Annotated in this window: 21 protein-coding genes; 10 read left to right on the top strand and 11 right to left on the bottom strand. The window is 65.5% G+C overall.

Annotated elements, in window-relative coordinates:
• Window positions 1-17: 17 nt before the first annotated feature.
• The 5 genes from NP552_RS02060 to NP552_RS02040 form a co-directional block, all read right to left on the bottom strand.
• Window positions 18-833 (bottom strand): gamma-glutamyl-gamma-aminobutyrate hydrolase family protein, encoded by an 816-nt coding sequence (locus tag NP552_RS02060; protein WP_043861344.1) that lies wholly within the window; start codon window positions 831-833, stop codon window positions 18-20.
• A 306-nt stretch (window positions 834-1,139) separates the two neighbouring features.
• Window positions 1,140-1,601: a DUF4870 family protein gene (locus NP552_RS02055; protein ID WP_054914589.1), complete on the bottom strand. Its 462-nt coding sequence runs from the start codon at window positions 1,599-1,601 to the stop codon at window positions 1,140-1,142.
• A gap of 30 nt (window positions 1,602-1,631) precedes the next feature.
• The gene (locus tag NP552_RS02050) at window positions 1,632-2,270 is read right to left on the bottom strand and encodes a glycine zipper domain-containing protein (protein ID WP_058540130.1); all 639 of its coding nucleotides are present in this window, start codon (window positions 2,268-2,270) and stop codon (window positions 1,632-1,634) included.
• Between the two features lie 37 nt (window positions 2,271-2,307).
• Window positions 2,308-3,948, bottom strand: a complete 1,641-nt coding sequence (locus NP552_RS02045; protein ID WP_274096345.1) for a hypothetical protein — start codon at window positions 3,946-3,948, stop codon at window positions 2,308-2,310.
• 2 nt (window positions 3,949-3,950) lie between these two features.
• A complete protein-coding gene (locus NP552_RS02040) occupies window positions 3,951-4,742 on the bottom strand; it encodes a hypothetical protein (RefSeq protein ID WP_274096344.1) in 792 nt (263 codons plus the stop codon).
• A 197-nt stretch (window positions 4,743-4,939) separates the two neighbouring features.
• Between NP552_RS02040 and NP552_RS02035 the strand changes: the two genes are divergently transcribed.
• Both NP552_RS02035 and NP552_RS02030 read left to right on the top strand, forming a co-directional pair.
• Complete coding sequence (locus NP552_RS02035; protein ID WP_196933107.1) at window positions 4,940-6,670, top strand: zinc finger-like domain-containing protein; 1,731 nt, start codon at window positions 4,940-4,942, stop codon at window positions 6,668-6,670.
• A 158-nt stretch (window positions 6,671-6,828) separates the two neighbouring features.
• A complete protein-coding gene (locus NP552_RS02030) occupies window positions 6,829-7,122 on the top strand; it encodes a hypothetical protein (RefSeq protein WP_054914585.1) in 294 nt (97 codons plus the stop codon).
• A gap of 99 nt (window positions 7,123-7,221) precedes the next feature.
• Here NP552_RS02030 and NP552_RS02025 read toward each other — a convergent pair whose 3' ends face one another.
• From NP552_RS02025 to NP552_RS02000, 6 genes are all read right to left on the bottom strand, one after another.
• Window positions 7,222-8,010: an amino acid ABC transporter ATP-binding protein gene (locus NP552_RS02025; protein WP_043861496.1), complete on the bottom strand. Its 789-nt coding sequence runs from the start codon at window positions 8,008-8,010 to the stop codon at window positions 7,222-7,224.
• Between the two features lie 19 nt (window positions 8,011-8,029).
• On the bottom strand, window positions 8,030-9,274 hold the full coding sequence (locus NP552_RS02020) for an NAD(P)/FAD-dependent oxidoreductase (protein ID WP_274096343.1): 1,245 nt from the start codon (window positions 9,272-9,274) through the stop codon (window positions 8,030-8,032).
• Window positions 9,275-9,298: 24 nt separating this feature from the next.
• Complete coding sequence (locus tag NP552_RS02015) at window positions 9,299-10,009, bottom strand: ABC transporter permease (RefSeq protein ID WP_043861426.1); 711 nt, start codon at window positions 10,007-10,009, stop codon at window positions 9,299-9,301.
• Window positions 10,006-10,725 carry an ABC transporter permease gene (locus NP552_RS02010; RefSeq protein ID WP_043861427.1) on the bottom strand — a complete coding sequence of 240 codons (720 nt, stop codon included), beginning with the start codon at window positions 10,723-10,725 and terminating at the stop codon, window positions 10,006-10,008. The genes NP552_RS02015 and NP552_RS02010 overlap by 4 nt, the downstream gene beginning before the upstream one ends.
• Before the next feature lie 109 nt (window positions 10,726-10,834).
• Entirely contained in the window at window positions 10,835-11,593 is a 759-nt protein-coding gene (locus NP552_RS02005; protein ID WP_054914583.1) for an ABC transporter substrate-binding protein, read from the bottom strand.
• Between the two features lie 29 nt (window positions 11,594-11,622).
• On the bottom strand, window positions 11,623-12,492 hold the full coding sequence (locus NP552_RS02000; protein WP_043861429.1) for a MurR/RpiR family transcriptional regulator: 870 nt from the start codon (window positions 12,490-12,492) through the stop codon (window positions 11,623-11,625).
• Window positions 12,493-12,640: 148 nt separating this feature from the next.
• On the opposite strand from NP552_RS02000, the gene NP552_RS01995 reads away from it, so the two are divergent.
• From NP552_RS01995 to NP552_RS01960, 8 genes are all read left to right on the top strand, one after another.
• The gene (locus tag NP552_RS01995; RefSeq protein WP_058540136.1) at window positions 12,641-13,657 is read left to right on the top strand and encodes an Ldh family oxidoreductase; all 1,017 of its coding nucleotides are present in this window, start codon (window positions 12,641-12,643) and stop codon (window positions 13,655-13,657) included.
• 137 nt (window positions 13,658-13,794) lie between these two features.
• A complete protein-coding gene (locus NP552_RS01990; protein WP_043861431.1) occupies window positions 13,795-14,997 on the top strand; it encodes an amino acid aminotransferase in 1,203 nt (400 codons plus the stop codon).
• A gap of 228 nt (window positions 14,998-15,225) precedes the next feature.
• Window positions 15,226-16,503: a serine/threonine transporter gene (locus tag NP552_RS01985; protein ID WP_043861432.1), complete on the top strand. Its 1,278-nt coding sequence runs from the start codon at window positions 15,226-15,228 to the stop codon at window positions 16,501-16,503.
• A 152-nt stretch (window positions 16,504-16,655) separates the two neighbouring features.
• Entirely contained in the window at window positions 16,656-17,156 is a 501-nt protein-coding gene (tpx, locus tag NP552_RS01980; RefSeq protein WP_043861433.1) for a thiol peroxidase, read from the top strand.
• Window positions 17,157-17,412: 256 nt separating this feature from the next.
• A complete protein-coding gene (locus tag NP552_RS01975) occupies window positions 17,413-18,699 on the top strand; it encodes an MdtA/MuxA family multidrug efflux RND transporter periplasmic adaptor subunit (RefSeq protein ID WP_078480367.1) in 1,287 nt (428 codons plus the stop codon).
• A complete protein-coding gene (locus tag NP552_RS01970; RefSeq protein WP_255001167.1) occupies window positions 18,696-21,794 on the top strand; it encodes an MdtB/MuxB family multidrug efflux RND transporter permease subunit in 3,099 nt (1,032 codons plus the stop codon). Before NP552_RS01975 ends, NP552_RS01970 begins: the two co-directional genes overlap by 4 nt.
• Window positions 21,791-24,898 (top strand): efflux RND transporter permease subunit, encoded by a 3,108-nt coding sequence (locus tag NP552_RS01965; protein ID WP_274096342.1) that lies wholly within the window; start codon window positions 21,791-21,793, stop codon window positions 24,896-24,898. Before NP552_RS01970 ends, NP552_RS01965 begins: the two co-directional genes overlap by 4 nt.
• Window positions 24,895-26,397: an efflux transporter outer membrane subunit gene (locus tag NP552_RS01960; protein WP_253087152.1), complete on the top strand. Its 1,503-nt coding sequence runs from the start codon at window positions 24,895-24,897 to the stop codon at window positions 26,395-26,397. The genes NP552_RS01965 and NP552_RS01960 overlap by 4 nt, the downstream gene beginning before the upstream one ends.
• Window positions 26,398-26,473 lie beyond the last annotated feature (76 nt).

Below are 26,473 nucleotides of genomic sequence, written 5' to 3'. Positions count from 1 at the left end.
GAAACGGTTGGCGCGAATCAGGCCGTAGAGCCGACCTTCTTCGCCGCCTGACCCTTGGCTGCCTGCTGGCGGCAGGCCTGGCCGAAGGCTTCGAACATCTTCACCGAGTCCGGGTTCTGCGCCGCCTGCCATTCCGGGTGCCATTGCACCGCGAACAGGAACGGCGACAGGCTTGGTGCATGGATCGCTTCCACCAGCCCGTCTTCGGCACGTGCCAGTGGCTCGAGGCCTTCACCCAGGGTCTTCAGGCCCTGGCCATGCAGCGAGTTGACGCGGATTTCATCGCTCTGCAGCAGTTCGCGCAGCCAGCTGCCGGCTTCCAGGCGCACGCTGTGAACCTGGCTGTACTGCACATCAACCGGATCATCGGGGTTCTCCCGGTGATCGTTGAAGCCTGGCTCGGCATAGACCTTCTGGTAGATGTCGCCGCCCAGTGCCACGTTGATTTCCTGCATGCCGCGGCAGATACCGAAGATAGGCAGGCCACGGGCGATGGCCAGTTGCACCAGCGGCAGGTCGAACAGGTCGCGGTCGCGGTCCTGGGCCTTGCCCGGGGTTTCGTTCTCCTGGCCATACAGCGCCGGGTCGATGTTGCTGCCGGCACCGGTCAGGTACACGCCGTCGGCCATGTCCAGGTACTGCTCGAGGTCTTCGGTACCGCAGCAGGTCGGAACCAGAACCGGCACGCATCCGGCATGGTCGACCAGGGGTTGGATGTATTTGTGGGTCATTACCTGGTAGGCATGGCCCTTGCGTTCCTGGGCACCCATGGTCATGAGTACGACAGGCTTGCGCAGGGTCTGATTCTTATTGCCAATGTTGCTGTTGGGCATATGTCACCTTGGGACAGGCTCGGCCTGTCATTGTTGTGCAGGCGCATCGGGAACCGCTGACGCTACCTGAGGTTTCGAGCACTGCCGAGAGCGCCTGGAAGGACGACTCCCGGTCGAAACCTGTGACATAGCTTGCCAGAGCCGTTAAATATGTCAAACGGCTTTACCCTGTGGCAGGCTAATTTACTTATGTTGTTTCTAGGAATACAACCCAATACCTTGTTTTATAAGGATTAATGTCAATTGTTAGCGTGCTTGGTAGTTCATTATATTTAACGTACGACTTTCGGCGTAGGCAACCAGGCCTCAGCTGGCCGGCTGGCCCTTGCGCCAGCGCCGCATGCCGGTGGTGATTGCGTACAGCAGCCAGACAGCCCAGCCGACCAGCACGAACCAGCCGAACACGAAGGGTATGCCGATGACGCCCACCCCCAGCAGCAACAGGCCGATCCAGAACATGCGGATCTGGAAGGTGTAGTGGCTGCGGTCCAGGTCATTGGCGCCAGCGCGGCTCTGGTAGGCGTAGACCAGCCCGGCAGGCGCGGTGACCACCACCAGCAGGCTGATGAGGTACAGCACGTAGACCAGCATCGGGCCGTTGTCGCTGCTGCGGGTGTAGGTGCTCTGGTTCTGCTGCGCCTGGCGGTGGCGGGGCTTGTAGTAGGCCGTGTGGTCGGTGCTGTCGGGCTGCTGCGGTTGGCTTTGGGGCTTGCTCTGCGGCTTTGCGCGGCCATCCGGGTCGGGGCGTTGAATCTTGAAATCCTGCATGCTTGCTGTTCTCCACTGGAGTTGGAAGGCTTAAGCCTGGGCGTCGTGCATGACCTGAATCGCCGACTGGGTGCCGCGGGTCTGCTCGCGGTACTGGTAGGTGACCTTGTCGGTGGCGACCTTGCCGTTGTAGCCGCTCTTGATGGTTCTGACGATGTAGTTGAAGTCGCCCTTGCTGCGGGTGGTGACCACCACATTGGCCTTGCTGCGGGCACCGGACACGTAGCTGCCGACACGGCCCAGGGGCTCCTTGAGGCGCTTGTCGCGCTTGTTGACCAGGGCCTGGGGTACGTTCACCTGCATGGAGTCGACGGCATCGATGCTGGCGGCGCCCACCGCATTGCGTTCGTCGGCCGGCACCGCGACCTGGCGGGTACTGACCTGCACGGCGGCTACGTCGGCAGACTGGCGCTCGATGTCGGCCTGCACCTGCCGGGCCTGCTGCAGGTCTTTCTGGCGGCCGATGTAGTAGCCACTGGGGGCGCCCAGCGCGGCACCAATGGCGCAGCCCACACCGGGCTTGCCGCCGGTGCCGACCGCAATGATCGCGCCGCCCAGGCAGCCGGCAGCACCGCCCAGTGCGGTGCTGCCCATCTGCGAGTTCTGGCAGCCGCCGAGCAGCACGCTGCCAGCCAGTAGTACAAGGGTAAGGGTGGTCGAGCGGGTCAAGGTGGGGCTCCTTTCAGGCCGTGGCGGGGCGCTGTCATCAGTCGTTGTCGTGGTAGCCGTAGCTCAGGCCTTGCAGCAGGTGCAGGCGTATCGCTTCGTTGAGCGGGTAGAACAGCGGCTGCACCTGGGCGGTCCACTGCGCACCGTGGGCGATCACCCAGCCCATGGCGCCCAGGGTGCTGGCGCCTCGCTGCTTGAGGGTGAGAAACAGCGGCTGTTCGGTGACCTTGTTGCTGAACGGCATCGGCAGCGCCAGCACCACCACCGCGTACACCGCCAGCGCACCCCAGTAGGCGCGACGCGGCACCGGGCGCACGGCGCGCAGGGCGAACAGGGTGCATTTGAACAGGTGGGTGAAGGCCCCCAGCAACGAGAACAGCAGGGCGATCATCGGCACGATCAGGGCGCGGTAGCTGTCGCGGCCGATGTCGGCCTTGTCGTTGCGCTCGCCATAGCGGGCCGGCTCGACCAGGCGTTCGTCGAGCAGTTGCTGGGCATCCAGGCGTAGGGTCGGGCGGTAGATCGCCTGTTCATAGGCGTCGAGCGACCAGTCGGGCTTGAGTGACAGGCTGTCGGGCAGGTACAGCGCGCTACGCCAGCGCTGCTGGATCGCCGGGTCGGCGAAGAACCCCTGGCGCGACAGGCCGGGTTTGATCCAGTCGCCCTGGATATGCTTGAACAGCTCGGTGCCGTAGGCGCCGCTGGCATGGCCCTGCACGCGCTTGGCCACGGCCAGGTTGAAGCCGGCGCGGTCGCCGGGTTGCCAGTTGTCACTCACCTGAATGCCCTTGTCATCCAGCATGCGGCGCACCTGCGGCCAGTGCCGGCGCGGCACGTTGCCTGGGGTCAGGCGGCGATTGCGCTGCTTGAGGGTCTGCACGTAATCGTCCCAGGCCTGCTGCTGATGCCGGGCGATGGCGGCCGGGCTGGTGGCGTCCAGGTAGCGCTGGCTGCCCTGGCGGTAGTTGCCGTACAGCTCGTCCAGCTCGGCCAGGGCCTCGCGGTAACGCTGGTAGTTGTCGGCCAGCGGGCCGCGGCGGGTTTCGGCGAACAGTTCGAAGAAGGCCAGGCCCTGCTGGCGCACCCGCTCTTCGAGGCGATCGACCGACTGCAGCAGGATCGGCAGGGTGGCCAGCAGGGTCTTGCCCTCGGGGCGCTTGTAGTCGTCGGTGCCCAGCTCCAGCCCCTTCAGGCCGAACTCGCGATGCACCAACAGGTAGCTGATGGGCACGCCCAGCACGGCGCGGGCACGCTCCTGCGGGGTGGAGGTGGCGACCAGGTGGTTGATCAGGGCCAATTGCGCATAAAACACCACCAGCAGGCAGCTGCCCACCGTCAGCGCAGACCAGGCCAGCGTGCGGCCCAGGCTCCAGTACTGGCTGCAGGCCTTTTTCAGTACCCAGCCCAGGCCCAGAAGGGCCACGGCGGTGCCGGCGATCAGGCGTCCGTAGACTTCGATCGACTCGACCTGCGCGGGGCTGGCCAGCCCGCCCACCACATCCAGCAGGCGTGCGTTGAAGCCCATCTCGACGAGCAGGTAACACAGCGTCAGCCCCAGCATCAGGCGGTCCACGAAGCGTTGCTGCTGGCGGGGCGTTGACGCTCGTGCCACGACAGGCCGGCGCAGCCACCCGCGCCATGGCCGGCCCGTCAGGTCGGGCGACAGGCGGCTGTTCACGGCTAGTGTTCCAGCTCGGAGGTCAGGTCGAGCGTCACCCGGCGCTGGGCCGGCGCTGCGGTTTTGGCGCGGTCGACCACTTCAGTGGCGACCTGGGGCGTGACCTGCGGCGCGGCCGATGGCGCTGCTGCCGGGGCAGGCTTTGGCGGTTTGGCTTCGACCCTGGCCACCGCGGGCGCGGGCCTGGGTTGCGGCGGGGGCGTCGGGGCCACGGCGTGCTGGACGGGTGCAGGGCGTGGCGCTGCGGCCCTGGCAGGGGCTGGTGTCGCCTTGGCCAGGCCCTTGAGCAGGTTCGGCAGGTCGACCCGCAGCGGGCCGCGGAACTGCCGGTCGAGCGATGAGTAGGTCCAGGCCGCCGACTGCGTGCCGTTGAGCTGCATCGCCACCAGGCTTTTGCCGTCTTCGGCGCGCTGCAAGGCCAGCATGTCGGAACAGCCGCCCAGGCGGTAAGGCCCCCACGCCGAGGTGCCGGACAACACCACCAGCGCGCTTTGCGAGTCGCATTGCGGCGTGCGGTAGCTGAGCACCACGGCGGTTTCGCCCTGCAGGTCGTAGGTGCCCTCCACATTGGTTTCGCGCCACTGCGCTGGCAGCTGCAACTGCAGCTTGCGCTGGGGCAGCGTGAGGTAGGCGTTCCCCTGCGGGGTTTCCATGTGGTTGATCGGGCCGGCAGCCGAGGGGTGGGTGCCGATCAACTGGTCGGCCAGCGCGCCGGATGCCTGGAAGGCGAGCCCGGCCATTAGCCAGCAGGCCAGGGCGAGTGCGCTGAAACGTGAGGGGGTGTGGTGTTTCAAAGAGTGCTTCCCTGTACTGATGGCGCGCGTGACCCGCTGCGCGGGATGGTAGCACAGGGCTACATATTGGGCAGTTTCCTACAAGAATTGCTGATAACCGAAACGTGACGCGTAGCGCACGCCAGGGGCGGCGTGGCATTCTGTGGCGTTACGCCAGCAGGCGAAAACAGGACGCGCGCATTGAGACGGAGTAGACGATGACCCAGGCATTCACCCGCACCGTGGAGCAAGCACTGCGCAGCCGCCTGCAGGGATGCGGCTATGACACCTCCGATCTCGAGCTGACCGTGCAGCAGGTCGAGGACAAGGGGCGCGCGGTGAGCGTGAGCCGGCGCTGGAGCCTGGTGACCGAAGTGCGCCGCGAGTCGGCTTCGGTGGGGCTGCGGATCAATTCGGTGAGCGAACACCAGCTCGAGCAGTCGATGGCCGAGCAGCGTCAAGTGCTGCTGGGCAGGGGCGCGGCGCATTACAAGAACCGTGTGCTCAAGGGGCTGGGCAGCAATCCCGCGCATTTTCTGCGCAGCCAGCAGGTGAAGCTGTTTGCCCTGGACCCGCTCTACACCAGCCATACCTGCGGCACCTGCAGCGGTTACGGCAAGCAGCGCTGCACCGCGTGCAACGGCAGTTGCAAGCTAAGATGCAGCAGTTGCAGCGGCAAGGGCCGCACGCAGTGCTGGGGCTGTGGCGGCTCCGGCCGCACCGGCAGTGGCAGTTGTGCCTACTGCATGGGCGCAGGCGGCGACAACTGCCCCAGTTGTGTGGGCGGCTCTGTGGCGTGCGGCTGCATGGGGGGGCAGGTGACCTGCGGCGGCTGTTTGGGCGACAAGTTCATCTGCACCCGCTACACCCTGGAGGTGTCGGCCAAGGCGGTCGGCAATTCGGTGCACCTGAAGTCCAACGATACCTGGCTCAAGCCTTACGTCGACGAGTGGGGGGATGAGCCCGAAACCATCGAGCGGGCTGCCGAAGGGTTCGCCGCGCCCTATTACCCGGACAACACACCCGAGAAGGGCGACCTGGTACTGAGCGTGGACGGCACCTGCTATTACAGCCAGGCCCAGGTGCGTGCCGGACGGCGCAGCATCCGTTGCAACATGCTTGGCCGCTACCGGCATGTGGTATTCGATGACGGGCTGGCCGCCAGCTACTTCGACAGGGTGATCGAGCAGTTGGAAAACCCGGCAGACATCGAACAGGTGGCCCTGGCCAGCGAGCGTTCGGTGGCCCGGCGCATGATCGAGGAGTCTGGACACGTGAATTACGTCAGCCAGCTGTCGGACGTGAAAAACGGCACGGTCAGCCCCGAGCAGGCCAATCGCTTCTTCGCGCTGCGCAAGAACGCCTCGGACCAGCAGACGGCCCTGCGCAGCAAATTGGAGCCCAGGCTGGTGCTGCGCCGCGCGCTGGGTTACCTCTGGCGGCTGAGCCTGCTGATGCTGGTGCTGTTCTTTTTCAGCGCGGGCAAGCTTCTGGAAGTGAAGTTCGGTGGGCCGCAGGTGCTGTTCAGGGCCGATGGCCCGGCCACGGTGTGGGCCATGTTCAAGCATTACCTGGTGCTGCCGTTCACCAGCCCGATCAACGGGGTGATGCTGGTGGGCGTGGGGCTGCTGTGCACCTGGCTGTTCAAGGACATGCTGTGGCACCGCATGAACCGCTTCATGGGCAAGGGCCCGGGCAATCGGCTGCTGGCCGCCGTGGTGCTGGCCTTCTGCCTGATGCCGCTGCTGGCGTTGTTCCCGGACACGCCGATCGCCCTGCTGCGGGACGGGCCACGCCTGCAGCACATGCTGCCCAATGCGCTGGTCGGCATGCTGGGGGCCTTGCCCACGCTGGTGCCGCTGTCGCTGCTGCTGGCCCTGGTGTTCAACCGCGCGCTCAACGCGCCGGCCATCGATGCGCGGCTGCGGCGCATGAACTTCGACGTGTGAGGGGGCAAGGGCAGGGCGTGTACCTGTCCTATACTTCGCGTATCCGCAACAGCTGGCTGTCGTTGATCGGATCGAGACGTCTCGATGCCGCCGGTAGTGCCTGTAGTCGTAGTCGCAGCTGAGCCGTCACTCAATCAGCGCTGCGCAGGGGTATAGCCATGGACATCGTGAGTCTGGTCATTCAGGTCATCAGTGGTGTGGTAGGCGGCAATGCCGCCGGCATGAGCAAGCAGAGCATGGGGCCGTTGCTCAATTCGATCTTCGGCGGGGTGGGCGGGGTGATCGTGGGCCAGATACTGGCCGCGATCACCGGTGAGCCCGGGGCCGCCATGGGGGCTGGCGGGTCGCTGGACATGGCGGCGATCATCAGCAGCATTGTCGGCGGTGGTGCCGGCGGCGCGGTGCTGACGTTCGTGGCCGGGTTTATCAAGTCGAAGATGCAGGCGCGCTAGGCGTAGTACTTGGTGGGCTCTTCGCGGGGCAAGCCCGCTCCCTCAAGGCCGGCGTGAGCCCCTGTGGGAGCGGGCGTGACCCGCGAAAGGCCAGCGGCTTCAGTGTAGAATCTGCGCCAGGAAGCCCTTGGCCCGATCACTCTGCGGGTTGTTGAAGAACGCCTCGGGCGGGGCATCCTCGATGATCTGCCCGCCGTCCAGAAACAGCACGCGCTCGGCTACCTGTCGCGCAAAGCCCATTTCGTGTGTCACGCACAGCATGGTCATGCCGGTGTCGGCAAGCTTGACCAGCACATCCAGCACTTCGGCGACCATCTCCGGGTCCAGTGCCGAGGTCGGCTCGTCGAACAGCATGATCTTTGGCTTCATGCACAGCGCCCGGGCGATTGCCACGCGCTGCTGCTGCCCGCCCGACAGCTGGCTGGGATACTTGCCCGCCTGGCTCTCGATGCCCACCTTGTTCAGGTAGAACCGTGCCCGCTCCTCGGCCTCCTTGCGCGACAGGCCGCGCACGCTCATCGGCGCCAGGGTGCAGTTGTCGAGCACGCTCATGTGCGGGAACAGGTTGAAGTGCTGGAACACCATGCCGATCTCGCTGCGCACCTCGGCGGCCTGGCGCGTGGTCAGTGCCAGGTCGGTGTCGTTGACCAGCAGGGTGCCTTTTTCGGCGATCTCCAGGCGGTTGATGCAGCGGATCAGCGTCGACTTGCCCGAGCCGGACGGCCCGCACAGCACGATGCGCTCACCTTCACGCACCTTGAGGTCGACGTCGCGCAGTACGTGAAAGTCGCCATAGAACTTGTTCAGCCCGTCGATGCTCACCACGACCTTGCGCGGGTCGGGGTGCGTGTCGGGGCGTGCAGCGGCAAGGCTCAGTGGTGCGGTCATGTTGTTGTTCTCCGCGATCTCAGTGTTCGAAGCGGTCGGCGCCATAGGGCGTCGGGTCGGTAAAGGTGTTTTCGCCGGTGATCATTTCTGCCAGCAGGCGCCCGCATACCGGGCCCAGGGTGAGGCCGTGGTGGGCGTGGCCGAAGTTGAACCACAGGCCCTTGTGCCGCGGCGCCGGGCCGATCACCGGGCGCATGTCCGGCAGGCAGGGGCGTCGGCCCAGCCACGGCGCGTCCTGGGTGCGCTCGCCCAGCGGGAACAGCTGGCGGGCGATGGCTTCGCAGCGCTGCAACTGGACCTCGTTGGCCGCATCGTCGCTGGCGGCGAACTCGATGCCGGTGGTCAGGCGAATGCCCTGGGCCATCGGTGCCAGCACGAAGCCGCCCTGCACGTCGCACAGTGAATGCTTGAGCGCAGCACCGGCCTTGGTATGAAAATGTACGTGATAGCCGCGCTTGACCTCCAGCGGGATGTCGTAGCCCAGCGGGCGGAACAGCTCGCCGGCCTGCGGGCCCAGCGCGATCACCGCCTCCGGTGCAGTGACCGGGCCCTGGCGGGTGTCGACCTGCCATTCGCTGGCCACCTGGCGCAGGGTGCGCGCATCGCCCTGGATGAACTGCCCGCCGCGCTTGACGAACAGCGCCGCGTAGCCGCGGGTGAGGCCGCCGGGGTTGCTCACGGTCTTGGGGTCGAGCCAGTGGATGCCGCCCACGGCGTTGGCGCTCAGGTCCGGTTCGCGCTCGTGCAGTTGCTGCTTGTCGAGAATCTCGAACTGCAGGCCGTAGGGCTTGAGCGCCTGGGCATCGGCCACGGCCTGGGCCAGGGCAGGCTGGGTGCGGTACACCTCGATCCAGCCCTTGGCCTGCACCATGGCGCCCAGTTCGGCGGCCTCGATCAGTGCGTCGTGTTCCTCGACGCAGCGCTGCACCAGCGGCAGCATGGCGCGGGTGGCCTCGGCCAGGGGCGCCGGGGCAGAGTTCTTCCAGTACTGCAGCAACCAGGGCGCGGCCTTGGGCAGGTAGCTGAAGCTGTAGCGCACGTCGGGCTGGCGGTTGAGGCCGTAGCGCAGCAGCTTGGACAGCTCGCGCGGGAAGGCATAGGGGATCACGCTGGAGCGCTCGATCAGGCCGGCATTGCCGTGGCTGGTGCCGCTGCCCGGTTCGTCACGGTCGATCAGGATCACCTTGCGCCCGCGTGCTTGCAGGTGCAGGGCCGTGGAAACACCGACGATACCGGCGCCCAGAACGATGGTTTGGCAATGCATGAAAAAATCCTCTACGGCTACGGTTCAGCGCAGGTGGCGGCCCAGTCGGGCTTCTATGTGTTTGAGGCTGCGGCGCACGATCTCCACGATCAGCAGGTAGAGCACCGCGGCCCACAGGTAGATCTGGAAGTCGAAACTGCGCGAGAAGGCCAGCTTGGTCACGCCCATCAGGTCGTAGATGGTCACCAGCGAGGCGATTGCACTGGCCTTGATCATCAGAATCAGCTCGTTGCCCAGCGGGCCGATGGCCACGATCAGCGACTGCGGCAGGATCACCTTGAAGAAGGTGGTCGAGCGCTTCAGGCTCAGTGCCCTGGCCGCCTCGTATTGCCCTGGGGCCACGGCCATCAGGCTGCCGCGAAAGATCTCGGCCTGGTAGGCGGCGGTGTTCAGGGTGAAGGCCAGCAGGGTGCAGTACCAGGCTTCGCGGAAGAACCACCACATGCCGACGTCCTGCCAGAAGCTCTTGAGCGAGCCCAACCCGTAGTACAGCAGAAACAGCTGCGCCAGCAGCGGCGAGCCCCGGAAGAAGTAGATGTAGCCGGCGCTCAGGCGTTGCAGCAGCACGTTGTTCGACAGCCGCGCCAGCGCCAGCAGCAGGCCCAGCAGGGCGCCCAGGGTGAAGGAGATGGCCACCAGTTTGCCGGTGACCAGCAGCCCGTCGATAAAGCGCGGGCCGTAGCGTTCGAGCAGGTCGGGGTCGACGAAGAACGCCAGCAGGGCATCGAGATTCATGTGCGTGCACTCCGCAGGTGACGGCTGGTGTGGCGTTCGATATAGGCGAAGACCCGGCCCGACAGCGCCGAGAACAGCAGGTAGCCCAGGCAGGCGACGGTGTAGAAGAACATCGGCTCCTTGGTCACGCTGACGGCCAGGTTGGTCTGGCGCATCAGGTCGACCAGCGAGATGGTCGACACCAGCGAGGTGTCCTTGAGCAGCGACAGCCAGTTGTTCGACAGGCCCGGCAGGGCGATGCGCACCAGCTGCGGGAACACCACCTTGCGGAAGGTGGTGGTTTTGCTCAGGCCCAGCGCGGCCGAGGCCTCGTACTGGCCCTTGGGAATGGTCTTGAACGCGCCCAGCCAGATTTCACTGGAAAACGCGGCGAACACCAGGCTGAAGGCGATCATGGCGGCGAGGAAGGTATTGATCATTACCTCGCCCTCGTAGCCCATGGCGGTGAGGATCTTCTGCGCGGCGATCTGGCAGCCGTAATAGATGATCAGCAGCGTGAGCAGTTCGGGCAGGCCGCGAAATACCGTGGAGAACACGGTGGCCCAGGCGCGCGGAAAGCGTTTTTTCGAGCGGGCGGCCAGCGCCACGCCCAGGCCCAGCGGCAGGCCGATGGGCAGGCAGGCCAGGGCCAGGGAAATGGTCACCAGGGCGCCGGCCAGCAGGGCCTGGCCCCAGCCACCGCTGGCAAAGGATAACAGGGACAGTTGTTCGATCATGCGCGAACCCTCGGCAAGACAACAGGGCCTCTTCGCCGGCAAGCCGGCTCCCACAGCGTCGCGGTTGACGCAAAACCCTGTGGGAGCTGGCTTGCCAGCGAATGCGGTCTTACTGGTAGATATCGAAGTCGAAGTATTTGCTGGAGATCTTCTGGTAAGTCCCGTTGGCGACGATCTCGTCCAGGGCCTTGTTCAGGCGCTCGCGCAGCGCCTCGTCTTCCTTGCGCACGGCGATCGAGGCATCGGCGGTGGTGCCCTTGACGTCACCCAGGATCTTGCAGCAGTCCTTGCCTGCCTTGCCCAGCCATTCGAGCAGCGGGAACTTGTCGGCAATCACCCCGTCCAGGCGCCCGGCGGCGAGGTCCGCGTTGGCTTCGTCCAGGGTCGGGTACAGCTTGACGTCGGCACCGGCCTTGCCATACACGTCTTCGGCGTAGATCGCCTGGGTGGAGGAGGACTGCGCGCCCACCGTGTAGCCCTTGAAGTCGGTCTGCGCGTCGGTGATCTCGCTGTCCTTGGGCACTGCGACCGACAGCGGCGTCTTGTAGTAGTGGTTGGTGAAGGCGATTTTCTTGCGGCGCTCTTCGGTGTTGATCATCGAGGCCACCACGGCGTCGTACTTCTTGGCCATCAGCGCCGGGATGATGCCTTCCCAGTCCTGGGCCACCACGGTGCACTCGACCTTCATCTGTTCGCACAGGGCCTTGGCGATGTCCACGTCAAAGCCGTGCAGCTGGTTCTTGGAGTCGACGTAGTTGAACGGCGGGTAGGCGCCTTCGGTGGCGATCTTCAGGGTTTCGGCCTGGGCCGAGGTGATGCCGGCGAACAGCAGCGCGCATGCGCCTGCAAAGCGGAGGACGGGTTTCATGAAACACCTCGTGGTTGATTGCACTCTTGCTATTGTTTGCTCGTTGACGTGTAGCCAACGAATTCGTTGTGTAGAGCGGCAGTTGCTTCCAAGCGTTTTTCAACATCCGGCCCGAGCTTCTTGCAGACCTCGTTGACCATCAGGTGTACCCACGACAGCATCGTCGCGGTGGACTCCCAGAACAGATTGAATTCGGTGGGTATGCGAAACACCTCGTCGGCGTTGGCATCGGCCCAGTCACAGAAGGTGTCGGTAACCAGTGTTACCGGGATGCCCGCTTCGCGTGCCTTGCGACACAGCACCAGGGCGTGGCGCGAGTAGCGGCGCGCCTCGAACACCACCAGCGCGCAGTCGTGCGAGGCGCTGAGCAGCACTTCGCCGAAGTGCCCGGCGCTGCCGTCCACCACCTGCACGCCATCGCGCAGGTATTGCAGCAGGTGGCTCATGCACTGGGCGATACCGCGCTCGGTCTGGAACCCGGCAATGAATACCCGACGCCGTTCGGCCAGGCGCCGGGCCACGGTGTGCCAGGCCTCGGTGCGGCTGTACTCGTAGACCCGCACCAGGGCGGCGACCTCCAGCTCGAGGCTGCGCGCGCGGTCGATGTCGTCCTTGCCCTGTTGTTGGCGAAATTCTTGCAACCGATCACCGACCAGCCATGGGCCATCGCCCAGGTCGTCCTTGAGATCGTGCTTGAGGGCCTTGAGGTGCTCGTAGCCGAGCGAGCGGCAGAAACGCCCGACACTCGATTCGCTGACGCCGATTTTTGCCGCCAGGCTGGCCGAGGTCTCGAAGGGCAGGTCGGTGAAATGGGCGAGCATGTACGTGGCGATCTTGCGACCCGAGGCCGCCGCATGTTGCAGGCTGTTTTCCAGGCGTTGCTTGATCGGTTGGCTCACGGACGATTCTCGACGGCGGTTGCGCTGGGAATAGAAAATGAATGTTTTCTGTCATCAAGTCAATATTTGACAGTTTGCTGTCAATCGGAGGAAAGTCCGCTATCGCTCACTGCTGTCGCCCATACCAATTCCAACAAGGGAGCTTCAGATGTCCGCAGCTGTTCACCACTTGCCCCAGGCCGACCTCGAGCGCCTGTTGCAGCAGATTTTCGTGCGCCACGGCACCAGCGAATCGGTTGCCCGCACGCTGGCCGCCAACTGCGCCAGCGCCCAGCGCGACGGCGCCCATAGCCACGGGGTATTCCGGATCCCCGCCTATGTGTCGACCCTGGCCAGTGGCTGGGTCAACGGCACGGCGGTGCCCCAGGTGCAGGACGTGGCCAGCGGCTACGTACGGGTCGATGCCGGGGGCGGTTTTGCCCAGCCGGCGCTCGAGGCGGCGCGGGCGCTGCTGGTGGAAAAGGCCCGCAGTGCCGGCATTGCTGTGCTGGCGATACACAACTCGCATCACTTCGCGGCCCTGTGGCCGGATGTCGAGCCCTTTGCCGAAGAAGGCCTGGTGGCCCTGAGCGTGGTCAACAGCATGACCTGCGTGGTGCCGCACGGCGCGCGCAAGCCACTGTTCGGTACCAACCCCATCGCGTTCGCCGCACCCTGTGCCGGGCATGCGCCGATCGTGTTCGACATGGCCACCAGCGCCATGGCCCATGGTGACGTGCAGATTGCCGCGCGCAAGGGCGAGCAGTTGCCCGAAGGCATGGGCGTGGACCGCGACGGGCAGCCGACCTGCGATCCGCAGGCGATTCTCGACGGCGGTGCCTTGCTGCCCTTTGGCGGGCACAAGGGCTCGGCGCTGTCGATGATGGTCGAGTTGCTGGCCGCGGCGCTGACCGGCGGCAACTTCTCGTTCGAGTTCGACTGGTCGCAGCACCCGGGCGCCAAGACCCCGTGGACCGGGCAACTGGTGATCGTGATCGACCCGACCAAGGCCGAAGGCAGCCGTTTTGCCGAGCGCAGCCGTGAACTGGTGGAACAGATGCAGGCGGTAGGCCTGACCCGCATGCCCGGCGAGCGGCGCTTGCGTGAGCGCGAGGCGTCGGCGCGGGACGGGGTGAGCGTGACGGCGCAGGAGTTCGAGCAGTTGCAGGTGTTGGCCAAGGGGTGACCCGCGGCCTTTTCGCCGGCGGATGCATGCGCAGCTGCACTGATCAGTTGCATCCAGGGTCATGTCACAAATCGGCGGCTACAGGTATCCTCGGCAGCGTCTTTCACGATTTGCCCAGACCCAAGGAGCTGCACGCTGTGTTCAAACATGTCGATGCCTATGCCGGCGATCCGATTCTCTCCCTGATGGAGACCTTCAAGGCCGATCCGCGTGCCAACAAGGTCAACCTGAGCATCGGCCTGTATTACGACGCCGCCGGTGTGGTGCCACAGCTGGCGGCAGTGGGCGAGGCGGAAAAACGCCTGGCCGACCAGCCCCATGAAGCCTCGCTGTACCTGCCGATGGAAGGCCTGGGCAGCTACCGCCAGGCGATCCAGGCGCTGCTGTTCGGCGCCGATCACCCGGCCGTGGGTGGCGCACGTGTGGCCACCGTGCAGACCGTGGGCGGCTCGGGTGCGCTGAAGGTCGGTGCCGACTTCCTCAAGCGCTATTTCGCCGACTCGCAGGTATGGGTCAGCGACCCGACCTGGGACAACCACCGCGCGATCTTCGAAGGCGCCGGGTTCAAGGTCAACACCTACCCGTACTTCGACCCGGCCACCCGTGGCCTGGACTTCGACGGCATGCTCGCCACCCTGCAGACCCTGCCGGCCAACAGCATCGTGCTGCTGCACCCGTGCTGCCACAACCCGACCGGGGTCGACCTGAACCAGGCGCAATGGCAGCAGGTGATCGAGGTGGTCAAGGCGCGCGAGCTGATTCCGTTCCTCGACATCGCCTACCAGGGCTTCGGTGAAGGCCTGGACGCCGACGCCTACGCCATTCGCGAGTTTGCCCGCGCCGGCGTGCCGTGCCTGGTCAGCAACTCGTTCTCCAAGATCTTCTCGCTGTATGGCGAGCGGGTTGGCGGCCTGTCGGTGGTCTGTGACGACAGCGCCACCGCGCAGAGCGTGCTGGGCCAGCTCAAGGCGACCGTGCGCCGCAACTACTCCAGCCCGCCCAACTTCGGTGCGCAACTGGTTGCGACGGTGCTTGGCGATGCCGGCCTGAATGCCCAGTGGCAGGCTGAAGTGGAGGGGATGCGCCTGCGTATCCTGGACATGCGCCAGGCGCTGGTGGATGCACTGGCGGTGCTGCTGCCGGGTCAGAACTTCGACTTCTTCCTGAGCCAGCGCGGCATGTTCAGCTACACCGGCTTCAGCGTGGAGCAGGTACGCCGGCTGCGTGACGAGTTCGGCGTGTACCTGATCGACAGCGGCCGGGTGTGCATGTCGGGCGTGCGCCCGGACAACCTGCAGCAGGTGGCCGAAGCGTTCGCGGCGGTGCACAAGACCGCATAACGACCAGTCGCGGCTCAAGCCCGCTCCCACACGTACAGTGATGGCCTTGTGGGGGCGGCCTTGACCGGCGCTGCGTTGCCGGCAGGTGCAACCACTCCTCGGCAAGGGCTTTGCAAGTGCAACCAAAGCGCGCACAATCGCGCCCCTCTTTTACAGCTGGGGTGCGCCGATGCGTCTGTTTGGCCACTCCCAGCGATGTTGCAGTCTTGCGAGCGGAGTTGCACCCGGATGAATGAGCAGGCCCCGAGCGTTGATCAACGCTTCGAATCGACCCCCGCCGCCCTAGGTAGCTGGGCCCGGCAGGACACCACCTGGATGCTGGGCCTGTTCGGTACCGCCATCGGTGCCGGCACGCTGTTCCTGCCAATCAACGCCGGCCTCGGCGGCTTCTGGCCGCTGCTGATCCTCGCGCTGCTGGCCTTCCCGATGACCTACTACGCACACCGTGGCCTGACCCGCTTCGTGCTCTCGGGGCGTGACGGTGCCGACATCACCGAAGTGGTGGAGGAGCATTTCGGCCTCAGCGCCGGCGCCTGCATCACCTTGCTGTACTTCCTGGCCATCTTCCCCATCCTGCTGATCTACAGCGTGGCCCTGACCAACACGGTCAGCAGCTTCATGGAGCATCAACTGCACATGGCGCCGCCGCCGCGGGTGCTGCTGTCGTTCGTGCTGATCCTGGGCCTGCTGGTCATCGTGCGCTGCGGCGAGCAGGCCACCGTCAAGGTCATGAGCCTGCTGGTGTACCCCTTCATCGTGGCCCTGGCATTGCTGGCGGTGTTCCTGATACCGCACTGGAACGGCGGCATCCTCACGACCGCCACCGAGCTGCCATCGGGGTCGGCATTCGTGCACACCCTGTGGCTGGCGATTCCGGTGATGGTGTTCTCGTTCAACCACTCGCCGATCATTTCGGCCTTTGCCGTGGACCAGAAACGCCGCTACGGCGAGCACGCCGACGAGCGCAGCGGGCAGATCCTGCGGCGCGCGCACCTGCTGATGGTGGCGATGGTGATGTTCTTCGTGTTCAGCTGCGTGCTCACCCTGAACCCGGCGCAACTGGCCGAGGCCAAGGCGCAGAACCTGTCGATCCTGTCGTACCTGGCCAACCACTTCAGCAACCCGACCATCGAGTTCGCTGCACCGCTGATTGCCTTCATCGCCATCGCCAAGTCGTTCCTGGGCCATTACATCGGTGCCAGCGAAGGCCTCAAGGGCCTGGTGCTCAAGACGGGCAAGCGGCCGGGCGCCAAGGCCCTGGACCGGTTCACCGCAGCCTTCATGCTGGTGATCTGCTGGGTGGTGGCCACGCTCAACCCCAGCATCCTGAGCATGATCGAGTCGTTCGGCGGCCCGGTGATCGCGGCGATCCTGTTCCTGATGCCGATGTACGCCATCCGCCGCGTGCCGGCGATGCGCAAGTACAGTGGCGCGCTGTCCAACGTGTTCGTGGTCGTGGTGGGCCTGGTGGCCATCAGCGCCATCGTCTACTCGCTGGTCGGCTGAGGCCGGGGGCGGGCAGGGGTGCACACCCTTGCTCGCTCTTTGTCCACAAAAACTCTCTGGATATTCAACAATTTATCGCTGCCCCATAGGTGTCGGGGCACTTTCATGCTTAACTCTGGTCCTTTACTCACCCCCGCATAAGGACTTCTTTCATGGCTCAAGTGACTCTCAAAGGCAACCCGGTTCAGGTCAACGGCGAACTGCCGAAAGTCGGTGCCCAGGCACCTGCGTTTTCCCTGGTGGCGGGCGACCTGTCCGACGTGACCCTGGCTTCCTTCGCCGGCAAGCGTAAAGTGCTGAACATCTTCCCGAGCGTCGACACCCCGACCTGCGCCACCTCGGTGCGTCAGTTCAACGCCAAGGCCAACGAACTGGCCAACACCGTGGTACTGTGCATCTCGGCCGACCTGCCGTTCGCCCAGGCACGCTTCTGCGGCGCCGAAGGCCTGGAGAACGTCAAGAACCTGTCCACCCTGCGTGGTGCCGAATTCATCCAGAACTACGGCGTGGCCATCGCCGACGGCCCGCTCAAGGGCCTGACTGCCCGTGCAGTCGTGGTACTGGACGAAAACGACAAGGTGCTGCACGCCGAACTGGTCAAGGAAATCGCCGAAGAGCCGAACTACGACGCGGCGCTGGCGGTACTGAAGTAACGTATTCAGGCACCGCGAGTTTTCATGCACCGCATGGATGCCTTCGCTGGCAAGCCAGCTCCCACAGGGGGGCGGTGCTGAAATAGAAAGGTTATTTGAAAAAAGTTGTAACGGCCTGGCCTTAGCCCAGGCCGTTTTTATTTATAGTTCAGCACTTTGCCAACGTCAGCTCTAGGTAAATAGCCGGTAAAGGCGCTTTGCTAAAACCGCTCTACTGCTTATCGTTCAGCCTCCTCAAGAGAAGTCTTTCCGCACAATGGCCGATCAACCGATGCAAACCGCCCGTCCTCGTCACTCCCGTCGCTGGCTGCTGAGCCTGCTGGTCCTGCTGCTGATTGCCGGCCTGTGCTGGGTATTCTGGCCCTCATCGCCGGCGACCAAGGCCCCGGGCGCAGGCAAGCCGGGGGGCGGGCGGCCAGGTTTCGGCGCGTTCGGCGGGCCGGTACCGGTGCGTGTGGCGCCGGCCACCGTGGGCGACTTCCCGCTGTACTACAAGGCCCTGGGCACCGTGACCGCGACCAACACGGTCAACGTGCGCAGCCGCGTGGGCGGCGAGCTGGTCAAGATCAACTTCAAGGAAGGCCAGCGGGTCAAGGCCGGCGACCTGCTGGCAGAGATCGACCCGCGCAGCTACCAGATCGCCCTGCAGCAGGCCGAAGGCACCCTGGCACAGAACCAGGCGCAGCTGAAAAACGCCCAGATCGACCTTGAGCGCTACAAGGGCCTGTTCGCCGAAGACAGCATCGCCAAGCAGACCCTCGATACCCAGGCCGCGCTGGTAGCCCAGTACCAGGGCACCATCAAGACCAACCAGGCGGCGGTGGGCGATGCCAGGCTCAACCTCGACTTCACCAGGATTCGTGCCCCCATCAGCGGGCGCCTGGGCCTGCGCCAGCTGGACGTCGGCAACCTGGTGGCGGCCAACGACACCACGGCACTGGTGGTGATCACCCAGACCCAGCCGATCACCGTGGTCTTCACCCTGCCGGAAACCGAGCTGAGCACCGTGCTGTCGCGCTACCGCAGCGGGGCCCAGCTGCCGGTGCAGGCGTGGGACCGCGGCGACACCCAGCAGCTCTCGGTGGGCGTGCTGAGCAGCCTGGACAACCAGATCGACACCACCACCGGCACCCTGAAGTTCAAGGCCGGGTTCGAAAACCAGGATGAAATGCTGTTCCCCAACCAGTTCGTCAACGTGCGCCTGCTGGCCGACACCTTGAAGGACGTGGTGCTGGCGCCATCGGCCGCGATGCAGTTCGGCACCAACGGCACCTTCGCCTACGTGATGGACGGCGACAACAAGGTGACCATCCGCAGCCTCAAGCTCGGCGCCAGCGACGGCGACCTCACGGTGGTCAAGGAAGGCCTGGCCAAAGGCGAGCGCGTGGTGCTCGAAGGCACCGACCGCCTGCGTGACGGCAGCGAGGTGGAAGTGGTCAACGACAGCAGCGACGTGCCCGCCACCCCAGGCCAGCACCTGCAGGGCCAGGACAAGAAAGACCTCTCGGCCACGCCGGGCGAGCAGGGCAAGGCTGGCGCATGAACCTTTCGCGGCTGTTCATCCTGCGCCCGGTCGCCACCACGCTGAGCATGCTTGCCATCGTGCTGGCCGGCCTGATCGCCTACACGTTGCTGCCCGTGGCGGCTTTGCCCCAGGTCGATTACCCGACCATCCGGGTCATTACCCTGTACCCCGGTGCCAGCCCGCAGGTGATGACCAGCGCGGTCACCGCGCCGCTGGAGCGCCAGTTCGGGCAGATGCCCGGGCTTACCCAGATGGCCTCGACCAGTTCGGGCGGTGCCTCGGTACTGACCCTGCGCTTCAGCCTCGAAATGAACATGGACGTCGCCGAGCAGCAGGTGCAGGCGGCGATCAACGCGGCCAGCAACCTGTTGCCCAGCGACCTGCCGGCGCCGCCGGTGTACAACAAGGTCAACCCGGCCGATACCCCGGTACTGACCCTGGCCATCACCAGCAAGACCATGCTGCTGCCCAAGCTCAACGACCTGGTCGACACGCGCATGGCGCAGAAGATCGCACAGATCAGCGGTGTGGGCATGGTCAGCATCGCCGGTGGCCAGCGCCAGGCGGTACGCATCAAGGTCAACCCTGACGCGCTGGCCTCGGCCGGGCTGAACCTGGCCGACGTGCGCACCCTGATCGGCGCCTCCAACGTCAACCAGCCCAAGGGCAACTTCGACGGCCCCACGCGGGTCTCGATGCTCGACGCCAACGACCAGCTGCGCTCCCCCGAGGAATACGCCAACCTGATCCTGGCCTACAAGAACGGTGCGCCGCTGCGCCTGAAGGACGTTGCCGAGATCGTCGACGGCGCCGAGAACGAGCGCCTGGCGGCCTGGGCCAACCAGAGCCAGGCAGTGCTGCTGAACATCCAGCGCCAGCCTGGGGCCAACGTCATCGAGGTGGTCGACCGGATCAAGGCGCTGCTGCCGTCGATCACCGACAACCTGCCGGCGGGGCTGGACGTGGTGGTGCTCACCGACCGCACCCAGACCATCCGTGCTTCGGTCAAGGATGTGCAGCACGAGCTGCTGATCGCCATCGTGCTGGTGGTGCTGGTGACCTTCCTGTTCCTGCGCCGGGCCAGCGCCACCCTCATCCCGTCGATCGCCGTGCCACTGTCGCTGATCGGCACCTTCGGCGTGATGTACCTGGCCGGGTTCTCGATCAACAACCTCACGCTGATGGCCCTGACCATCGCCACCGGCTTCGTGGTGGACGATGCCATCGTGATGCTGGAGAACATCTCGCGGCATATCGAGGAGGGCGAGACGCCGATGCAGGCCGCGCTCAAGGGCGCCCGGCAGATCGGCTTCACCCTGATCTCGCTGACCTTCTCGCTGATCGCGGTACTGATCCCGCTGCTGTTCATGGCCGACGTGGTGGGGCGGTTGTTCCGCGAGTTCGCCATCACCCTGGCGGTGGCGATCCTGATCTCGCTGGTGGTGTCGCTGACCCTCACGCCGATGATGTGCGCGCGCCTGCTCAAGCGCGAGCCCAGGGAAGAGGAACAGGGGCGCTTCTACCGCGCCAGCGGTGCCTGGATCGACTGGATGATCGCCCACTATGGTCGCGGCCTGCAGTGGGTGCTGCGCCACCAGCCGCTGACCCTGCTGGTGGCGGTGGCGACCCTGGGCCTGACCGTGCTGCTGTACCTGGCGGTGCCTAAGGGCTTTTTCCCGGTGCAGGACACCGGGGTGATCCAGGGTATTTCCGAAGCCCCGCAATCGATCTCGTTCGCCGCCATGAGCCAGCGCCAGCAGGAACTGAGCGCGGTGATCCTGCAGGACCCGGCCGTGCAGAGCCTGTCGTCGTACATCGGCGTCGACGGCGACAACGCCACGCTCAACAGCGGCCGGTTGCTGATCAACCTCAAGCCCCACGGCGAGCGCGACATCACTGCCTCGCAGGTCATCACCCGTTTGCAACCGCAACTGGACAAGCTGGTGGGCATTCGCCTGTTCATGCAGCCGGTGCAGGACCTGAGCATCGAAGACCGCGTCAGCCGCACCCAGTACCAGTTCAGCCTGTCGTCGCCGGATGCCGACCTGCTCGCGCAGTGGAGCGGCAAGCTGGTGGATGCGTTGCATGATCGCCCCGAGCTGACCGATGTGGCCAGCGACCTGCAGGACAAGGGCCTGCAGGTGTTTCTGGTGATCGACCGCGACGCCGCCAGCCGTCTGGGCATCAACGTGTCGGAAATCACCAACGCGCTGTACGACGCCTTCGGCCAGCGCCAGATCTCCACCATCTATACCCAGGCCAGCCAGTACCGCGTGGTGCTGCAGGCCGCTGCGGCGGCCGACCTTGGGCCCAAGGTGCTCGACCAGATCTACGTCAAGACCACCGATGGCGCGCAGGTGCGCCTGTCGAGCCTGGCCCATGTGGAGCAGCGCCAGGCGCAACTGGCCATTGCCCACATCGGCCAGTTCCCGGCGGTGATGATGTCGTTCAACCTGGCCGAAGGCGTGTCGCTGGGCGAGGGCGTCAAGGTCATCGAACAGGTGCAGCAGCAGATCGGCATGCCGCTGGGCGTGCAGACCCGCTTCCAGGGCGCGGCCGAAGCCTTCCAGGCGTCGCTGTCGAGCACCCTGCTGCTGATTCTGGCGGCGGTGGTGACCATGTATATCGTGCTCGGCGTGCTCTACGAGAGCTACATCCACCCGGTGACCATCCTTTCGACCCTGCCCTCGGCTGCAGTGGGCGCGCTGCTGGCCTTGATGATCAGTGGCAACGACCTGGGCATGATCGCGATCATCGGCATCATCCTGCTGATCGGTATCGTCAAGAAGAACGCGATCATGATGATCGACTTTGCCCTGGAGGCCGAACGCAACCAGGGCATGGACCCGCAGACGGCGATCTACCAGGCGGCGCTGCTGCGCTTCCGGCCGATCCTGATGACCACCCTGGCGGCGCTGTTCGGGGCCATCCCGCTGATGCTCGCCACCGGCTCGGGCGCCGAGCTGCGCCAGCCGCTGGGGCTGGTGATGGTGGGCGGGCTGCTGGTGAGCCAGGTGCTGACGCTGTTCACCACGCCGGTGATCTACCTGTACTTCGACCGCCTGGCGCGTCGCTGGCGCCGTCAGCCTGACCCGCAACAGGCCGACGCATGAACCTCTCCGGCCCGTTTATCCGTCGCCCGGTGGCGACCATGCTGCTGAGCCTGGCCATCATGCTGCTGGGCGGGGTCAGCTTCGGCCTGCTGCCGGTGGCGCCGCTGCCGCAGATGGACTTCCCGGTGATCGTGGTGTCGGCCAGCCTGCCCGGGGCCAGCCCCGAGGTGATGGCCTCCACCGTGGCAACCCCGCTGGAACGCTCGCTGGGCAGCATCGCCGGGGTCAACACCCTGACCAGCCGTTCCAGCCAGGGCTCCACGCGGGTGATCCTGGGCTTCGACATGGGGCGCGACATCGATGGCGCCGCACGCGAGGTGCAGGCGGCCATCAATGCCACGCGCAACCTGCTGCCCAGCGGCATGAAGAGCATGCCCACCTACAACAAGTTCAACCCGGCCCAGGCACCGATCATGGTGCTGTCGCTGACCTCCGATGTACTGCAGAAGGGCCAGCTCTACGACCTGGCCTCCACCATCCTGTCCCAGAGCCTGTCCCAGGTGCCGGGTGTGGGCGAGGTGCAGATCGGCGGCAGTTCGCTGCCGGCGGTGCGTATCGAGCTTGAGCCGCAACTGCTCAACCAGTACGGCGTGAGCCTGGACGATGTGCGCCAGACCATCGCCAACGCCAACGTGCGCCGGCCCAAGGGCTTCATCGAGGACACCCAGCGCAGCTGGCAGGTACAGGCCAACGATCAACTGGAGAAAGCCAAGGACTACGGCCCGCTGGTGATTCGCTACCAGGACGGCTCGGTGCTGCGCCTGAGCCACGTGTCCAAGGTCACCGATGGCGTGGAGAACCGCTACAACAGCGGCTTCTTCAATGACAAGGACGCGGTGCTGCTGGTGATCAACCGCCAGACCGGCGCCAACATCATCAAGACCATCGAGAGCATCAAGGAGCAGTTGCCGGCGTTGCAGGACCTGATGCCGGCCAGCGTGCAACTGAACGTGGCCATGGACCGCTCGCCGGTGATCAAGGCCACCCTCAAGGAGGCCGAACACACGCTGCTGATCGCCGTGGCGCTGGTGATCCTGGTGGTGTTCCTGTTCCTGGGCAACCTGCGCGCCTCGCTGATCCCGACCCTGGCGGTGCCGGTGTCGCTGGTGGGCACCTTCGCGGTGATGTACCTGTGCGGGTTCTCGCTCAACAACCTGTCGCTGATGGCGCTGATTCTGGCCACCGGCCTGGTGGTGGACGACGCCATCGTGGTGCTGGAGAACATCTCGCGGCATATCGACGAAGGCGTCGCGCCGCTGGCCGCGGCCTTCCTCGGCGCCAAGGAGGTGGGCTTCACGCTGCTGGCGATGAACGCCTCGCTGGTGGCGGTGTTCGTCTCGATCCTGTTCATGGGCGGCATCGTCGAGTCGTTGTTCCGCGAGTTCTCCATCACCCTGGCGGCGGCCATCCTGGTGTCGCTGGTGGTGTCGCTGACGCTCACGCCGATGCTCTGCGCGCGCTGGCTCAAACCTCACGCCCCCGGCGAGCAGACCCGCCTGCAGCGCTGGAGCGAGCGTCTCAACCAGCGCATGATGGCCGGCTACGACCGCAGCCTGGGCTGGGCGCTGCGCCATCGCCGCCTGACGCTGCTGAGCCTGCTGGTGACCATCGTGGTCAACGTGGCGCTGTACGTGGTGGTGCCCAAGACCCTGATGCCGCAGCAGGACACCGGCCAGCTGATGGGCTTTGTGCGGGGTGACGACGGGCTGTCGTTCGCGGTGATGCAGCCGAAGATGGAAATCTACCGGCGCGCCTTGCTCAAGGACCCGGCCGTGCAGAGCGTGGCCGGTTTCATCGGCGGCAACAGCGGCATCAACAACGCCATGGTGCTGGTGCGCCTCAAGCCGATCAAGGAGCGCAAGGAGTCGGCGCAGAAGATCATCGAGCGCCTGCGCAAGGAGATGCCCAAGGTACCCGGCGGGCGGCTGTTCCTGATGGCCGACCAGGACCTGCAGTTTGGCGGTGGCCGCGAGCAGAGCAGCTCGCAGTTTCTCTACACCCTGCAAAGTGGCGAGCTGACGGCGTTGCGCGAGTGGTACCCGAAGGTGGTGGCGGCGTTCAAGGCGCTGCCGGAGCTGACGGCCATCGACGCCCGCGAAGGCAGCGGCACCCAGCAGGTGACCCTGGTGGTCGATCGCGAGCAGGCCAAGCGCCTGGGCATCGACATGAACATGGTCACCGCCGTGCTCAACAACGCCTACAGCCAGCGCCAGATCTCGACCATCTACGACAGCCTCAACCAGTACCAGGTGGTGATGGAGGTCAACCCCAAGTATGCGCAGGACCCGCGCACCCTGGAGCAGGTCCAGGTGATCACCGCCGACGGCGCGCGCGTGCCGCTGTCGACCTTTGCCCATTACGAGAACAGCCTGGCCGAGGACCGTGTCAGCCACGAGGGGCAGTTCGCCTCCGAGGACATCTCGTTCGACCTCGCAGAAGGCGTCAGCCAGGACGTGGCGCTGGCCGCGGTGGAGCGCGCGGTGGCCAAGGTCGGCCTGCCCGAGGACGTGATCGCCAAGCTTGGCGGTACCGGCGATGCCTTCACCAAGAGCCAGGAGGGCCAGCCCTGGATGATCCTCGGCGCCTTGCTGGCGGTGTACCTGGTGCTGGGGATTCTGTATGAAAGCTACATTCACCCGCTGACCATCCTCTCGACCCTGCCGTCGGCCGGGGTAGGGGCGCTGCTGACGCTGTACGTGGTCGGCAGCGAATTCAGCCTGATCTCGCTGCTGGGGCTGTTCCTGCTGATCGGGGTGGTGAAGAAGAACGCGATTCTGATGATCGACCTGGCCCTGCAGCTGGAGCGCCATGAAGGGCTCAGCCCGCAGGAGTCGATTCGTCGGGCCTGCCTGCTGCGTCTGCGGCCGATCCTGATGACCACCCTGGCGGCGATCCTGGGCGCCTTGCCGTTGCTGCTGAGCACCGCCGAGGGCGCCGAGATGCGCCAGCCGCTGGGCCTGACCATCATTGGCGGGCTGGTGTTCAGCCAGATCCTCACGCTTTACACCACCCCGGTGGTCTACCTCTATCTGGACCGCTTGCGCCATCGCTTCAATCACTGGCGCGGCGTGCGTACCGACGCTGCTTTGGAAACCCCGCTATGACCCGACCTGCCGATGTTTGTCCACCTTCCCTGCAGCGCGTGCTGGCGGCCCGTGGTTCGCGCCTGCTGACCTCGGCCCTGTGCCTGGCGATGCTCAGCGCCTGTACCCTGAGCCCCGACTACCACCGGCCACAGGCGCCGGAGCCGGTGGCGTTCAAGTACGCCGAGGGCTGGACCCAGGCCAACCCCTCCGACGCCCTGGCGCGCGGCGCCTGGTGGGAGCTGTACGGCGATGCGCAGCTCAACGGTCTGGTCGAGCAGCTCAATGCCAACAACCAGACGGTGGCCCAGTACGAGGCGCAATACCGCCAGGCCCAGACCCTGGTGCGCAGCGCCCGGGCTTCGCTGTTTCCCAGCCTCGACCTGAGCGCCGGCAAGACCCGCTCCAGCCAGGGCACCGGCAGCAGCAGTTCGAGCCTGAGCAACAACAGCAGCGGTATCCGCGACACGTACAGCGCCCAGCTGGGCGTGAGCTGGGAAGCCGACCTGTGGGGCAAGCTGCGTGAGGGCCTGAACGCCAACGAGGCAAGTGCCGAGGCGAGCCTGGCGGACCTGGCGGCGATACGCCTGAGCCTGCAGTCGGAGCTGGTGCAGAACTACCTGCAGCTGCGTGTGATCGATGAGCAGAAGCGCCTGCTCGAGGCCACGCTGGCGGCCTATCAGCGTTCGCTGACCATGACCCAGAACCAGTACCGCGCCGGGGTTTCGGGCAAGGACGCGGTGGCCCAGGCACAGACCCAGCTCAAGAGCACCCAGGCCGACCTGATCGACCTGATCTGGCAGCGGGCGCAGTTCGAGAATGCGATTGCCGTGCTGATGGGCAAGGCGCCGGCCGAATTTGCCCTGGCGCCGAGCACCACCATACCGGCCTTGCCGCAGATCCCGCTGGCGCTGCCGTCGCAGCTGCTGGAGCGCCGCCCCGACATTGCCTCGGCCGAGCGCAAGGTGATGGCGGCCAACGCCAATATCGGCGTGGCGCGGGCGGCGTACTTCCCGGACCTGACCCTGAGCATGAGCGGTGGCTACAGCAGTAGCAGCTTCAGCGACTGGATCAGCTTGCCGAACCGATTCTGGTCGGTGGGGCCGCAGTTGGCCGTGACCCTGTTCGATGCCGGCAAGCGCTCGGCCGAGGTCGACCGTACCAAGGCCGTGTATGACCAGACTGTGGCGCAGTACCGTCAGAGCGTGCTGGATGGCTTCCAGGAGGTGGAAAACTACCTGGTGCAGCTGAAGGTGTATGCCGATGAGGCGCAGGTGCGCGATGAGGCGCTGGCGTCGGCGCGCGAGTCGCTGCGCCTGACCGAGAACCAGTACAAGGCGGGCCTGATCGGGTACCTGGACGTGGTGAACGTGCAGACCACCGCGTTGAGCAATGAACGCAGCGTGCTGAACCTGCTGCAGGGCCGGCTGGTGGCCAGCGTGCAGTTGATTGCGGCGTTGGGGGGTGGCTGGGAGGCAGCCAGCCTTGCTGCTGAAGACCGTACCGCGATCGGCAGGTAGTGTGCGTCGAGGCGTTCGCCGGCAAGGCCGGCGCCTACAGGCCGCGGTGTGATTGTAGGAGCCAGCCTTGCTGGCG

The sequence above is a fragment of the Pseudomonas sp. 8209 genome (assembly GCF_028682105.1).
GTDB lineage: Bacteria > Pseudomonadota > Gammaproteobacteria > Pseudomonadales > Pseudomonadaceae > Aquipseudomonas > Aquipseudomonas palmensis.
Note: the sequence above shows the minus strand (reverse complement) of the source record. Positions and strands in the feature narration are given on the sequence as shown.

Coding starts and splice junctions, on each gene's coding strand:
- NP552_RS02060 (WP_043861344.1), bottom strand. CDS start 833: ATGCCCAACAGCAACATTGGCAATAAGAATCAGACCCTGCGCAAGCCT.
- NP552_RS02055 (WP_054914589.1), bottom strand. CDS start 1,601: ATGCAGGATTTCAAGATTCAACGCCCCGACCCGGATGGCCGCGCAAAG.
- NP552_RS02035 (WP_196933107.1), top strand. CDS start 4,940: ATGACCCAGGCATTCACCCGCACCGTGGAGCAAGCACTGCGCAGCCGC.
- NP552_RS02030 (WP_054914585.1), top strand. CDS start 6,829: ATGGACATCGTGAGTCTGGTCATTCAGGTCATCAGTGGTGTGGTAGGC.
- NP552_RS02025 (WP_043861496.1), bottom strand. CDS start 8,010: ATGACCGCACCACTGAGCCTTGCCGCTGCACGCCCCGACACGCACCCC.
- NP552_RS02020 (WP_274096343.1), bottom strand. CDS start 9,274: ATGCATTGCCAAACCATCGTTCTGGGCGCCGGTATCGTCGGTGTTTCC.
- NP552_RS02015 (WP_043861426.1), bottom strand. CDS start 10,009: ATGAATCTCGATGCCCTGCTGGCGTTCTTCGTCGACCCCGACCTGCTC.
- NP552_RS02010 (WP_043861427.1), bottom strand. CDS start 10,725: ATGATCGAACAACTGTCCCTGTTATCCTTTGCCAGCGGTGGCTGGGGC.
- NP552_RS02005 (WP_054914583.1), bottom strand. CDS start 11,593: ATGAAACCCGTCCTCCGCTTTGCAGGCGCATGCGCGCTGCTGTTCGCC.
- NP552_RS01995 (WP_058540136.1), top strand. CDS start 12,641: ATGTCCGCAGCTGTTCACCACTTGCCCCAGGCCGACCTCGAGCGCCTG.
- NP552_RS01985 (WP_043861432.1), top strand. CDS start 15,226: ATGAATGAGCAGGCCCCGAGCGTTGATCAACGCTTCGAATCGACCCCC.
- tpx (WP_043861433.1), top strand. CDS start 16,656: ATGGCTCAAGTGACTCTCAAAGGCAACCCGGTTCAGGTCAACGGCGAA.
- NP552_RS01975 (WP_078480367.1), top strand. CDS start 17,413: ATGGCCGATCAACCGATGCAAACCGCCCGTCCTCGTCACTCCCGTCGC.
- NP552_RS01970 (WP_255001167.1), top strand. CDS start 18,696: ATGAACCTTTCGCGGCTGTTCATCCTGCGCCCGGTCGCCACCACGCTG.
- NP552_RS01965 (WP_274096342.1), top strand. CDS start 21,791: ATGAACCTCTCCGGCCCGTTTATCCGTCGCCCGGTGGCGACCATGCTG.
- NP552_RS01960 (WP_253087152.1), top strand. CDS start 24,895: ATGACCCGACCTGCCGATGTTTGTCCACCTTCCCTGCAGCGCGTGCTG.